Raw genomic sequence first — 13,323 nt, forward strand, 5'->3', positions numbered from 1 at the left:
GACAAATCTCAGGTAAACGCGCTAGATTTCTGTAGTAGGCAATTAACATTTTGTGGGCAAAATCTCCCGTGGTCTGATGACTGCTCTGATGGTCGCTCTGATGACATGGGGGATGTTTCGTTGCCCGTTATTTCTTAAAAATCTGTAGAGGTAGTGAAGGCACGGTTTTGATGACAACAAGCAATGTGACCCCGATCGGTATTGATGACATCGCCTTTGCGACGGGTTCGTACTGCATTGACCTCGCCGATATTGCGCCCCGACTCGGAGCGGAACCGGCAAAGTACCACAAGGGCCTGGGGCAGGAACGCTCCAGCGTGGTTGCCTCTGATGAAGATCCGGTGACGATGGCCGCGGCCGCGGTGAAGAAGATCGTTGACCGCCACGGTATCGACGGCGTGCGCACCATCATGTTCGCCACTGAGACCGGTATCGACCAGTCGAAGGCCGCTGCTGTCTATGTCCACGAGCTGGTCGGTCTTGACCCGCACGCGCGATCTGTCGAGCTGAAGCAGGCTTGCTACTCCGGTACCGCGGCGCTGCAGTTCGCGTGCGCTTTGGTGGCCCGCAATCCGGAGGAGAAGGTCATCGTTGTCGCCTCCGACATTGCCCGCTATGACCTGGACTCCGCTGCGGAGCCGACCCAGGGCGCAGGTGCTGTAGCCATGCTGGTGACCGCTAATCCGCGCATCCTGGCTATCGATGCGGCTTCGGGCGTCTTTACCCGCGAAGTTATGGACTTCTGGCGGCCGAACCACCGCAGCCAGGCGTTGGTGGAGGGCAAGCTCTCTATTAGCGCTTACATTGACGCTGTTCAGGGTGCTTATGAGGACTACCGTGCCCGCGGCGGCGTGGACTTCAGCGAGATTGACTACTTCAGCTACCACCAGCCGTTTACCAAGATGGCCTACAAGGCGCACCGGCAGCTTTCGGCCAATAACGGTGTGGAGCTCACCGCAGAGGATGAGGCCCGCCAGCTCGGCCCAACCACTGAGTACAACCGCATCATCGGTAACTCCTACACCGCATCGGCCTACTTCGGCCTGCTCTCGCTGCTGGACACCGAGAAGGACCTGGCTGGTAAGAAGGTCGCTGTTGTCTCCTATGGTTCCGGCTCGGTTGCTGAGTTCCTCACCGGCAATGTGGTCGAGGGCTACGAGTCCCAGCTGCGCGCCGCAGATAATGCGCGTGAACTGGCTGAACGCGTGAAGCTCGATGATCCGACCTACTACCGCCACGCTCAGGTGACGCATGAAGATCCGGGTGAGTACTCCAACCTGGGAGACGACGCCCTGATTGGCACCGGCCCATTCAGCTTCACCGGTGTTGAGGGGTGTAAGCGCATCTACCGCGCTCGTTAGCCCCCGGGGGCACCCGCGCTAGTACTTAGACGGAACCGAATCCTCTTTTTTCGCGCCTAACAGTAATAAGAACTGTTTTTCGCGGGGAAGGGGATTTTTCGTGTCCGCACGTTTTACTGGAGGCAGTGGCGGAGGCTTGCTGCACTTTTCGGAAGATGCAGTGACAGCGGCTGCCCGAGAGATCGAGCAGCGCGGCCGTGAAGGCCATGAGCGGTGGGGAAGCGCTCCTGATATTTCCGCAGCAGATTGTGGCCAGGGTTTTGCCGCCCAGGGGCGCCGTCTGCAGCAGGCGGCAGCGAGGCTGCGTGAGCACGGGCAATCGATGTACGCGGGACTTGGCAATCATGCTCCGGCAGTGCGGGAACAGTGGCGTGTCTTTGCAGGCTGTGACAGCGCCGGGAGCGCCGACCTCGGTGGAATTGAGGTAGTGGACTGATGCCATGGGTTGCTCGAATTCTTCCGATATTGGTGCGTGTTATTGGCCGTGGAAGCCGTATTGGAGCCAAGCGCGGGGTTGGCGGCATCGGCAAGAATCTGCCCAAAGTCTTGGATAAGGTGCGACGCGCTGACGGCTGGAAGGGCAGCGCCCTGTCCAAGTTCTCTAACTCCGTGGGGTTGATAGCCTCCGCGATAACTATTGCTATGGCTTTCGATTGGGGCGGTTTGAAAGGCGATGCCGCCGACGCCGCCAAGGAGCGCTGCGATAAAGCTGCGCAGGACTGTGCGAATCAGGATGAGCAGTCCGCCAATGGCGCGCAGAGCGTCGGCGAGTGCGGCAAGAAAGTCGACGAGGTCCTTGAGGATTGCGAGAAGCAGGCCGAAGATATGGCTGAGCAAACCGACGGCATCCTCTCTCAGTGCGAAGCGCTTGTCGACGATCCGGAGGTCGGCGCCGAAGCCGCACAAGTGGCCCAGCAGGTGTGTAACAGTCTCGTCGACTCCACTGGTCAGCTCTACGATGCGCGTAATAGTTGCATCGAGCAGTGTCTTGAGCAGGCAGCGTGTGACACTGAGGCCGCGGTGGTCGCCACCCCGCCGCAGCCTCCTACTGTTCCAGCCAGTTCGGGTGCTACCTCGGCGGCCTGTGCAGAGGTGGCTGAGTCTGGGAGTGGCGAAGGAGCTACTGTAACCGGTGGCAACGGTGCTACCGCTGGTGGAATTGGGGTCGTTGCCAACGTTGATATTGGGATAGAGGCAGGCGTTGCTGCTGGAATATCCGTTGGAGGTGCCATTGGCGCTGCCGGGGCGGCCAGTATCGCTGGAATTGCGGGAGCTGTCGGGGTTGCAGGCAGTGTCGCGTCCTCACTGCTCAACTTAGACATGTGCACGGAGACGGAAGAGCCAGTGTGCGAACAGGCACCTGCGCCAGCACCAGCACCAGCACCAGCTCCTGCGCCGGAGGACTGTGTGCCGGAACCCGAACCAGAACCCAAGCCCGAACCTGAACCCAAGCCCGAACCTGAACCCAAGCCCGAACCTGAACCCGAGCCCGAACCTGAAAATGTTCCTGAACCGCCTCCTCCAGCTGAGAAACTAAAGCACTTGGGAATCGAGCTGCCACAGGAGACGCAAGCAGAACAGCGAGCGGAACCGCAGCCAGAACCACAAGCAGAGCCGCAGCCAGCACCAGCCCAGGATTCGGCAGCATCAGTGCAGGAATCTGCTTCAGCTGTGCCCGAGCCCCCTGAGCAGCCCAACGCCCAGGAGCTTGTGGGCGCGGTCAATTCGCCAACGGCAGGTGAGTGGTAATGGGGAGTAAGCATGCCGCGAAATATGACCGGATTGGGCAGGCCTATTACGACGCTGCTGCAATGACTAGGCAGGAGTTCGATACGGCGGTACAGAGGGCACAGAAAGAATTGCAGGGTTTGGAGGAGCGTCGTAAAGCACGCGAAATTAAGGAGAGGGAGGTGGCGGCGGGCGTCGAAAAGCAACAAAAAACCGCCCGACCGAAGGGAACCGTTACGCGGTTGTTCGGGCGGGCGGGGAAAGGGACGCCGACGGTGAAGTCGATTCGGGGCGTGTCCTGAAGCGTGGCCTAGTGACTACTTGCCGGGAATCAGCGAGTGCTCCGGGTTTTCCGGCAGCTCCTTGATGAGCCACTCCATGTCGCGGTTAGTTGTGCCCTTGATAGTGGCGGTCGGGTCTGCGAAATCTGAGTACTTCTTGTCGTCACCGACCGTGGCCAGCAGGAAGCCTGTGAGTGCGGCGCGCGCGACCTCCTGGTACTTCACCTTGGAGGAAGAGAAGCCCGCTAGACGACGGAGAAGAGTTGTTTCCGAGAAGCTGCCCTGGTCAGCCTTGTCTACTTCGCGGTAAACGACATCGCCCTTCCACTGAACAGCCAGGCGAGCCGGGTTGCCGCGATCGAGCCACTGATCCTCGCCAGGGGCCAGGACGAGGCCCGGGGCCGAGACATTAGTTGCAGCGGCGCTGGAGGAAGGCGCGGTAGTTGCGGGGAAGACGCAGCCAACGCCGGAGATGAGGTCGTGACCAGCAGCGGCGAGGACGGCTACACCCGCGCCCATGCCGTGGCCGGCAACGCCGAGTTTCTTCGGGTGGACGACGACCTTGCCCTCTCCGAGGCGGACACCAGCGAGAATCTGGAGCGCTGTCTCCAAATCGTTGGCGAGACCACGGTGGTCTGCCACGATGCCATTTTCGGTGTCCGGAGCAGCGACCGCGATGCCCCACGAAGCTAGGTGACGCAGCGTGGCGTGGTACTCCTCAATCGGTGTGCGCCAATCGTGTGCGAAGGCGATACCGGGGATGCCATTGCCCTCGGCAGGCGTGTAGACCTTTCCCGGCAGGCCAGTAAAAGCGAGATCACCGACCATGACGCGGTGCGGTCCACGCTTGGAAAGATTAGATGTCAGAGTCTTCAAGTTGTCAGCCACAGTGAATAGCTTAACTATAAGGTGCATACCTTTGCTGAAAAAGTGCCAGGATGAGCGAGAATGTCTATTTCGTTATGACGATTTTCCGCTTCGCGGGTTATTCTGTAGGGCATGTGTGGAATCGTTGGATATGTGGGCCATCAGCCCGCCCTGGATATTGCTGTCGATGCGCTACGACGCATGGAATACCGTGGCTATGACTCCGCGGGTGTTGCCATTGTCGACGATCAGGGGCATATCACTGTAGAGAAGAAGGCCGGTAAACTCGCCAACCTCGAGGCTGCCCTTGATGCGGATGGGCGCGACAAAATCACTGGAACCACCGGAATTGGGCACACCCGCTGGGCTACCCACGGTCGCCCAATTGATGAGAATGCCCACCCACACCAGTCCTATGACGGCAAGGTGGCTATCGTCCACAACGGCATTATCGAGAACTTTGCTCCGCTACGTCAGGAGCTGGAGGATGCCGGCATTGAGCTGAAGTCCGAAACCGACTCCGAGGTCGCCGCGCACATGCTCGCCCGTGCCCTGGACGGTTCCGACGGCGGATCTACCGCTGGTGATTTCGAGGCCTCTGCGCTGTCCGTGCTCAACCGCCTCGAGGGTGCTTTTACGCTGCTGTTTACTCATGCAGACCACCCGGATCGCATCATCGCTGCTCGTCGCTCCACTCCGCTGATTGTCGGTGTGGGCGAAAACGAAATGTTCCTCGGCTCCGATGTTGCGGCTTTCATCGCGCACACCCGCGAGGCCGTGGAGCTGGGCCAGGACAACGTCGTCATCATCACCGCAGATGATTACCGCATCCTGGATTTCGCCGGCAATGAGCAGCAGGGTCGACCATTCACCATCGACTGGGATCTCGCCGCAGCCGAAAAGGGTGGCTATGACTCCTTCATGATGAAGGAAATCCACGAGCAGGCTGCCGCCGTCCGCGATACGTTGGCCGGTCACCTCGTTGACGGCCGCATCGTTCTCGACGAGTCTCGCCTGAGTGACCAAGATCTGCGTGACATCGAGAAGGTCTTCGTCGTCGCCTGTGGTACCGCATACCACTCTGGTTTGTTGGCCAAGTACGCCATTGAGCACTGGGTTCGTATCCCGGTCGAGATTGAGGTCGCTTCCGAGTTCCGCTACCGCGATCCGGTGCTGGACCGCCAGACGCTGGTGGTCGCTATTTCGCAGTCGGGCGAGACTGCTGACACCCTTGAGGCCGTGCGACACGCAAAGAGCCAGGGCGCCCGCGTGCTGGCTGTCTGTAATACCAACGGTGCACAGATTCCGCGTGAGTCTGACGCCGTGCTCTACACGCACGCCGGCCCGGAGATTGGTGTTGCTGCAACTAAGTCGTTCCTGGCGCAGGTAGCCGCAAACTACCTGGTCGGATTGGCTCTTGCCCAGGCACGCGGCACTAAGTACCCGGATGAGGTCACTCGCGAGTTTGAAGAGCTGGAGACCATCCCGGCACTGATTGACAAGGTCGTCGCTAAGGGCGATGAGTTCATCGACATGGCCAAGGAAATCGGTGCTATTCCGACGATGCTCTTCCTCGGCCGTCACGTTGGTTTCCCAGTCGCACTTGAGGGTGCGCTGAAGCTCAAGGAGCTTGCCTACATTCACGCAGAGGGGTTCCCGGCAGGCGAGCTCAAGCATGGCCCAATTGCACTCATCGAGGATGATCTTCCGGTCGTCGTCGTAGTGCCATCGCCGAAGGGGCGCGCCGTGCTGCACTCCAAGATTGTCTCCAACATCCAGGAGATTCGAGCCCGAGGTGCCAAGACCATCGTGATTGCCGAAGAAGGGGATCAGTCGGTGGTTCCTTTTGCGAACTACCTGATTGAAATCCCGGAGACGTCCACGCTGCTCCAGCCGCTGTTGTCTACGATTCCGATGCAGTTCCTGGCAGCTGAGATCGCTCGCCAGTGCGGTAACGAGGACATCGATAAGCCGCGCAACCTGGCTAAGTCAGTCACCGTCGAGTAGTTCGTCCTGCTTTCGTCGGTACTGCTCAATCTCCGCATCGAGTTCTTCATCCGTGAGGGACTCGATGCGTTTTTCTTCTTCCTCGGATAGGTCCCAGACCTCATCGGATACATGGCAAAATGACAACATCCAATCGAGGTTGCGTTTCTGAATCGTCTTCATCTTCCGTGTCACACGCTGATGAAAAGTTTGCTTGCCGACGTTCTTTAGCGGCCCAACCGGAACGCTAGTCGCGGTGTCCCCATTACGGGAAGTCCACACTTCTGTTCCGTCGGGGTATCTGTCGATATCCCAGCCCTCGTGCGTTTTTAGATTGTGGTGTCGGCGGCAGAGACAGTGCAGATTCTCCGTGTCAGTCGGCCCGCCCTGCTCGGGATTGTCGTGGTTGTACGGCTGAATATGGTCCAGGTCGCACTTGGCTGCCGGGACGTCGCAGCCGGGGAAGCGGCAGGTACCGTCACGCCCACGGACGCGAGCCACCTGGCTCTCAGTGGGGCGGTAACCATCCACCTTGCTGTCGGCGGAGATACGGATGTGAGTTGCGCGAGCAAGCCATTCTTCGGTGGCTACCTCGCTCAACCAGCCGACGCCATCAATCCATGCTGGCCCACCACCGACCTCGCGGTAGACATTGATGACAATCTCGGCATTGGTCGAATTCTGTGCCAGCTGTAGTAGCGCTTCCGCCTGCGTGCACTGTTCACCGCGATTGATTGCTGTGTTGCGAATCCCCTGAATCCTGGCCATGAGCTCGGTCGCGCGGTCGTTTTCAAGGATTGCTGTGACCTTTTTGTGCTTGCCATCGCCCGTGTCGGCGAGTGCGACCGCTTCGCCTTCTGGAACCCGTTGGGTGCCGTCGTTGCGGGCGCAGTCGTTGTACTCAGAAACCAAGTCGCCGATTAGACGAGACAGCGTGTAGACACCAACCATTGCTTGTCGAGGTCGCGTCGGAGTGAGCATTTCCAAAAGATGGGGCTCTACCGTGTCGAACTGATCTGGTGACAGCCCGGCAACGCCATTGGCGATGGCGCGGAGATGGGCTAACGAGAAACAGAAGGTGGATTCGATGAGAGCCCGGACTTTTGGTAGGCGCTCGAACATCAGCGCAATTTCGCAGAGCGTAGAGCACTTGCCGCGGCTAAGACCGGTTCGAATGCTTATGCGGGCAAGATGGTGATTGACATCGACCTCCTCACCGGGAGCGCAGATATCGATCAGTTGAAGGTCTGCGGCGTTGATGGCACGGGCCGCGCTGCTAATGGGATCGTCGGATTGCTGGTTGGCCCATGAGGGCTTTTGACCTGGAGCTGGAAGTTCTGTGGGCGACGATGACATTGGTTATCCCCCTGATTACTACGTGTCCGCCGGAGAATTGAAGATTGAGTTCTGTGTTGGAGAGAAGCATGGAGAGGCTGTGTCAACCAGTCCCGCCAACCCCTGTGCACCGGACAAAGAACTTTCGCTTACAAATTTTCCCTACAACCCAAATCGTACACCTGTTTGAAAAACTGTCAATAGAATTCTGGAAATATGTTCTAAAATTCTGTGCTGAATTAGATCCGGCCCCTCCGCCCGAGCCTCCTCCGTCCGAGGCCCCTCGGCAGGGCGCCGTACAAAGGCAGGACTCGCTGTCGCGGATGATGCGGAACATCACCAGCTTCAGCGCCATCCAGTTCCTCCAAGAACTCGTGAATGCGTTCGAGCGTATTGGGGGAGTAGAGCAGTGCGAGGTGATCAGACCAGTCGCCACCGCCAGTGGCATTGTTGACGTTCGTAATGTGGTGACCCTCTTGTTCGGGCAAAAAGGCGCCGGTCCACGGGCGAACCACGGTGTCGAAAGGGGTGCCGATATTCAGGTAGTGCGGACCACGTCGGGTAATGCCACGCGCTGCGCGGTTCAGAGTCGCAATGTAGTCAGAGTCCAGCAGCTGTTGAATGCAGGCACGGCCGACAAGGCGGTCGACGAGCTTGTGCATCGGTAGGCCGCATCGCTCAAGGGCACTGAGCCTTCGGCGCATGCCCCACGCAGTAGTGCCGCGATGGTTTCCCGCAAGCGAGATCACTGCCCGCACGGGGCTGTTGTCGGAGGCGTACTGCTCGGCTTCTTCTTCGTTGAGGCCATGGTTGAGGGCGTCGTCGTAAAGCGAATCGATGCTCGCGTTGGCGTAACTGCGACAGTGCAGACCGCCCTGGGAATGACCGATGAGGTCGATGCGGGGAAGGGAGAGTTGGGCTCGGAAGCGGTCGAGAAGGTCGGTGACTTCGGCGAGCGCATCGCTTAAATCGGTGGTGGCTTTGACGCTACGGAGACGGCTGACCAGCGCGGCGGGGTCGGAGCCGTAATCGAGTGAGAATACGGGGCGATTCCGGGCGAGGAACGGCCCCAACATGGCGAAGGAGTTGAACGAGTTCATCCAGGTGCCGTGAACCAGGACAATTGGTATGCGACCGTTGTATCTGTCCAGGTCGGGAGTGATTTTGCCGTCGAGGATTTCGCGAACGTCCTGCACGCCGTGGGGGATCCATTCGGGATGACGCAACGAGCGCAGGTATGCCTGGGGAAAGGCGCGCAGTAGAGGGCCGAAAACTCGCGTGCTCGGGGAGTAGTCATCCATAGGGGCTAATCGTAGGCTGGGTTTATGACGTACTGCTACACAGCTGCCGAAATTCGCGCCGCGGAACAGCCCTATCTGGACGCACAAACGCGTGACGACGAACTCATGCGCCACGCAGCCGCCGCTGTGTCGGAGGTGGCGGAGCGGATGCTCTCAGAGGCATCTCCGGAGCCTGGTCGCGGTCGCGTGCTGCTGTTGGTTGGATCGGGAGGCAATGGTGGCGATGCACTCTATGCTGGCCGAAACTTGTCCTCGGATGGGCATGGCGTGGATGCGGTTTTGCTGGGCTCGAAGCCACACGAGCGGGCACTGAAAGCTTTTGAACTCGCAGGTGGGCGGGTGCTGCCGTTGGGGTGTGACCGGGAGACGGATTTATCGAAGATTCTGTGGTCGATTAGTGAAGACTACGCACTGATCATCGACGGCATCGTGGGGCTCGGAGGTCACGGCGCGCTGCGTGAAGAGGCCGCGTGGTTGGTGCGCGAAGCGCGGTTGGGCAAAGTTCCCATTCTCGCGGTTGATGTGCCGAGCGGCGTAGAAACCGATACTGGGCGTGCTTTTGACCCGCCTGCCCAGACCATCAATCCAGACCCTGATTTGGAGGAGAGACAGAACCCGTACTTGCCATCTCACGTGGAGGCCACGACAACGGTGACTTTCGGCGGTCTGCGCTACGCGCACTCGCTGTCCGAATCCTGTGGCACCGTCGAATTACACGAAATTGCGCTCGATGCCTTCTCCCTCGAACTTCCAGGACTGGGGCAGACGCTCTATGAAAACGGTACCTACAATGCCGTCCACCACCAGACTCCGACCGTGGAGTTCTACGAAGCCCTAGGCGGGAGCTTTCCGGCACCACTTGGCGCGATGACCCCGCTCGAACCCGGTGCAGCTGACCACAAGTACTCCACTGGAGTTACAGGAATCGCTGCCGGAAGCGAAGCGTATCCGGGCGCAGGTCAGCTGTGCGCCACCGCTGCCGTGCATGCGACCAGTCCCGCGGTCATCTATGTCGGCGACGCGGCCGCACGCAACCGCATCACCGCAGCCTTGCCGACGGTCATTGCGCAGCAGGACTCGGTGGATCGCAAAGAGGTACGCGTCGATGCCTGGGTCGTCGGTCCCGGTCGGGGCACTGATGAGAAAGCCGCCGAGGAACTGCGAGACATTCTGACCACTGACAAACCAGTGGTCATCGACGCTGACGCACTGACACTGCTGTCGAAGCATGAGGACATCCGACAGCTCGTTCGTGAGCGCGGCCAGGAGCGCAACCTGCGCACTGTTCTCACGCCGCACGCCGGTGAATTCGAGCGCCTGACCGGGCACGAGGTCACTAACCCCATCGCAGATGCGCGTGAACTTGCCGAGCAGTTCTCCTCCGAAGTGTTGCTCAAGGGACGCCGCACTGTGATGGTCAATCCGACAACGCAGCGCACAGTCGTGGTTGACGCGGGTAGCTCCTGGGCAGCCACGCCGGGCTCTGGCGATGTACTGTCCGGGCTCCTCGGCGCCTGGGTAGCGCGTGGCGAAGCCCTCTATCTACCAGCAATTATTCATGCGCGCGCCGCATTTTTGGCCGCGCAGACAGAGTTCGGACCAGCACCCTGCAGCGCCCAGGACATCGCCGAATCCATCCGAGATGCCACCGCATGGTTCACCAACGAAGGCAGCAGTGGCAAAATACGGCTATGACTTCCTCGGCACCAGCCATCCTGACCCATACCGTTAATCTCGACGCGATCACCCACAATGTGAAGACCGTCAAGGCCATCGCAGGGGTGTCGGAATTCATGGCCGTCGTCAAGGCGGACGGCTACTCGCAGGGTGCGCTGCAGACCGCGCGTGCCGCGCTGGCCGGCGGGGCAACGCAGCTCGGTGTCGCAACAATCGACGAGGCGCTCTCCCTCCGCGAGGAACTCCGCGCCACGCTTGACGACGGCCACACCATCCCCATCCTCGCCTGGATCTGGGACGCAGCAGCCACCTCGTTGGTGCAGCGCGCTGTGGCTGCAGATATTGACCTCGGTCTGCCGTCGATGGCTCATGCGCTGGCCGTGGCCAATGCCGGGCGGGCGCTGTCGGTGACACCACGTGTGACGGTGATGGTCGATACGGGTTTGGGCCGCTCGGGATTCTCTATGGCCAATGGGGACTTTGAGCATGCGGTCGCTCAGCTGGTTGAGCTGCACAAGACCGGTGCTCTGAATATCACCGGTGCTTTCACGCACTTTGCGTGCGCGGATGAGCCGGGCAACGAGAGCGTCGATAAGCAGGCGCAGAATTTCCGTGCTGCGATTGCGGCACTGCGTGAGGCGGGGCTGGACGAGCTGATTAACCATGCGGCGAATTCGCCGGCATCGTTGTCGCGTCCGGACCTGGCCTTCGACATGGTGCGCCCAGGGCTGGCGATTTATGGTGGCGAGCCAATTGTGGGTGCCACCCATGGATTGCGTCCGGCGATGCGGTGGGAGGCGTCGGTCATTTTGGTCAAGAAGCTGCCGGCGGGGCAGTCGGTGTCCTACGGGCAGACGTGGACAGCTGACCGCGATACCACCGTCGGCATCGTGCCCTGTGGCTATGCCGACGGCATGATGCGCTCGGCCTCCGGGCATTTCGAGGTCAGCATCAATGGCACACGCTATCCGCAGGTAGGGCGCGTGTGTATGGATCAATTCGTCGTCGACCTGGGACCCGACACCGATGTCGAGGCCGGCGACACTGCGGTTATCGTTGGTGATCCCGCACTGGGGGAGCCCGGTCTCGATGACCTCGCGAAGGCATCCGGCACCATTAACTACGAAATCCTCACTGCGCCAAAGGGACGCAGCGAGCGAAAGTGGGTGCGCAGCCGCATCGCGCCAACCGCAGAGGACATGCGTGACCTCGGCGAGGAAATTGGCCGGGAGTTGGCAGCTGGGGATCTGGTGATTCTCGATGGCCCACTCGGCGCGGGCAAAACGACCCTCACGCAGGGCATCGCCCGCGGCATGAATGTGCGCGGTCGCGTGACGTCGCCGACGTTCACCATCGCCCGCGAGCACCGTCCGCTGGCAACCGACGGCGTCACCCTCATCCACGTCGACGCCTATCGACTCTTCGGCGAAGAGGGACCCGGCTCCGATGGCGAGGCCTTCGATGCGCTGGACTCGCTCGATTTGGACACCGACCTTGAGGACAGCGTCGTGGTCGCCGAGTGGGGAATGGGGCTCGCCGAGGTGCTCTCCGAGCGCTATCTACAGGTGAGCATCGATCGTTCGCGTGACGACGATGCCCGCGTCGTCACCTGGACGTGGAGCAAGTAGCTTCAAGTCGGTTCAAGTAGGTTACTGAGTATGAACATTTTGGCCGTTGACACATCGACTCCACAGGTCACCGCGGGAATTGTCCGCGATGGTGAAACCGTGGCCGAAAAGCTGCACCTGGATGCCCGTGCGCACAACGAGGTGCTGGTGCCGCTGATTCAGCAGTGCCTCACTGACAGTGGGGTGGCGGCAACCGAGCTAGATGCCGTGGTTGTCGGCTGTGGGCCGGGGCCGTTTACGGGCTTGCGCGTTGGTATGGCCACCGCAGCCTCCTTCGCCGACGCTCTGGGAATTCCCTGCTACGGCATCTGCAGCCTGGATTCGCTTGCGGGTGGGGTTGGCGATGAACTGGTCGTCACCGATGCCCGCCGCCGCGAGGTGTACTTCGCCGCCTACCGCGATGGCCAGCGGGTTTTCGGTCCGGCAGTGGCCAAGCCAGCCGACGTCATGGAGCTGCTCAAGGAAGAACTTGCAGCAGAAGCCGCCGACTTCGCGCCGAGCCAGGCCCGCGGCAGTCTCAGCCACATCGAGCAAATTGCCGGGCTTGAGGTTGCTGCCGAACAAGTCTTTCCCACTCCGACAGCCATGGTTGAAGCGGTCGACTTTGACTCCGCGCCGGGCCCACTGGTGCCGCTGTACTTGCGCCGTCCGGATGCCGTTGTCCCGAAGGCTATGAGATGAGCGTCGTCAAGCTAGTGCGTCTCGGACCTCCTGCGGCCAAGGCGTGTGCGGCGATTGAGGCGGAGCTGTTTGCCGGCGACGATCCCTGGCCGGAATCGGCCTTTATGGCAGAGCTGGCCGCGCCGAACAGTTTCTACGTCGGGCTGATTGCAGATGTAGACGAGGACGAAGAACTGTGCGGCTATGCGGGGATTACCAAGCTGGGGCCTGCGGGGGCCGCCGAATACGAGATTCACACCATCGGGGTGGGGAAGAAGTGGCAGCGCCGGGGCTTTGGGACGCAGCTGATGGACGCGCTGATGGCAGCTGTGGCGGAGGATCCGGGCCCGGTGTTTTTGGAAGTTCGCACAGATAACGAACCCGCAATCGCTATGTATCGGCGCTATGGCTTCGAAAATATGGGGCTGCGAAAGAACTATTATCCGGGCTCTGGGGCGGATGCGTACACGATGTGTCGGCCTGAGTTGGCCAGCTAGAT

The 13,323-nt window shown here is 60.4% G+C and carries 12 protein-coding genes; 9 read left to right on the top strand and 3 right to left on the bottom strand.

Features of this window, described 5'->3' with window-relative positions; genetic code table 11:
- Window positions 1–170 precede the first annotated feature (170 nt).
- The 4 genes from EGX79_02320 (at window position 171) to EGX79_02335 (ending at window position 3,391) form a co-directional block, all read left to right on the top strand.
- Window positions 171–1,361: a hydroxymethylglutaryl-CoA synthase gene (locus tag EGX79_02320; protein AYX81120.1), complete on the top strand. Its 1,191-nt coding sequence runs from the start codon at window positions 171–173 to the stop codon at window positions 1,359–1,361.
- Window positions 1,362–1,461: 100 nt separating this feature from the next.
- The gene (locus EGX79_02325) at window positions 1,462–1,797 is read left to right on the top strand and encodes a hypothetical protein (GenBank protein ID AYX81121.1); all 336 of its coding nucleotides are present in this window, start codon (window positions 1,462–1,464) and stop codon (window positions 1,795–1,797) included.
- A complete protein-coding gene (locus EGX79_02330) occupies window positions 1,797–3,110 on the top strand; it encodes a hypothetical protein (protein ID AYX81122.1) in 1,314 nt (437 codons plus the stop codon). Before EGX79_02325 ends, EGX79_02330 begins: the two co-directional genes overlap by 1 nt.
- Window positions 3,110–3,391: a hypothetical protein gene (locus EGX79_02335; protein AYX81123.1), complete on the top strand. Its 282-nt coding sequence runs from the start codon at window positions 3,110–3,112 to the stop codon at window positions 3,389–3,391. Before EGX79_02330 ends, EGX79_02335 begins: the two co-directional genes overlap by 1 nt.
- A 15-nt stretch (window positions 3,392–3,406) precedes the next feature.
- Here the strand turns inward: EGX79_02335 and EGX79_02340 are convergent, their stop codons facing one another.
- Window positions 3,407–4,285, bottom strand: a complete 879-nt coding sequence (locus EGX79_02340) for an alpha/beta hydrolase (GenBank protein ID AYX81124.1) — start codon at window positions 4,283–4,285, stop codon at window positions 3,407–3,409.
- Window positions 4,286–4,369: 84 nt separating this feature from the next.
- On the opposite strand from EGX79_02340, the gene glmS reads away from it, so the two are divergent.
- Entirely contained in the window at window positions 4,370–6,244 is a 1,875-nt protein-coding gene (glmS, locus tag EGX79_02345; protein AYX81125.1) for a glutamine--fructose-6-phosphate transaminase (isomerizing), read from the top strand.
- Here the strand turns inward: glmS and EGX79_02350 are convergent.
- Window positions 6,227–7,579, bottom strand: a complete 1,353-nt coding sequence (locus EGX79_02350) for an HNH endonuclease (GenBank protein AYX81126.1) — start codon at window positions 7,577–7,579, stop codon at window positions 6,227–6,229. The genes glmS and EGX79_02350 overlap by 18 nt on opposite strands.
- Before the next feature lie 218 nt (window positions 7,580–7,797).
- Entirely contained in the window at window positions 7,798–8,859 is a 1,062-nt protein-coding gene (locus EGX79_02355; protein ID AYX81127.1) for an alpha/beta fold hydrolase, read from the bottom strand.
- Window positions 8,860–8,883: 24 nt separating this feature from the next.
- Between EGX79_02355 and EGX79_02360 the strand changes: the two genes are divergently transcribed.
- The 4 genes from EGX79_02360 to rimI are packed head-to-tail and all read left to right on the top strand — an operon-like array spanning window position 8,884 to window position 13,321.
- Window positions 8,884–10,554, top strand: coding sequence for an NAD(P)H-hydrate dehydratase (locus tag EGX79_02360; protein AYX81128.1), 1,671 nt, complete (start codon window positions 8,884–8,886; stop codon window positions 10,552–10,554).
- Entirely contained in the window at window positions 10,551–12,164 is a 1,614-nt protein-coding gene (alr, locus tag EGX79_02365) for an alanine racemase (protein AYX81129.1), read from the top strand. The genes EGX79_02360 and alr overlap by 4 nt, the downstream gene beginning before the upstream one ends.
- 30 nt (window positions 12,165–12,194) lie before the next feature.
- Window positions 12,195–12,845, top strand: a complete 651-nt coding sequence (gene tsaB / locus EGX79_02370; GenBank protein ID AYX81130.1) for a tRNA (adenosine(37)-N6)-threonylcarbamoyltransferase complex dimerization subunit type 1 TsaB — start codon at window positions 12,195–12,197, stop codon at window positions 12,843–12,845.
- Window positions 12,842–13,321, top strand: coding sequence for a ribosomal-protein-alanine N-acetyltransferase (gene rimI / locus EGX79_02375; protein AYX81131.1), 480 nt, complete (start codon window positions 12,842–12,844; stop codon window positions 13,319–13,321). The genes tsaB and rimI overlap by 4 nt, the downstream gene beginning before the upstream one ends.
- Window positions 13,322–13,323: the final 2 nt, after the last annotated feature.

The organism is Corynebacterium jeikeium, assembly GCA_003955985.1.
GTDB classification, from domain to species: domain Bacteria; phylum Actinomycetota; class Actinomycetes; order Mycobacteriales; family Mycobacteriaceae; genus Corynebacterium; species Corynebacterium jeikeium_D.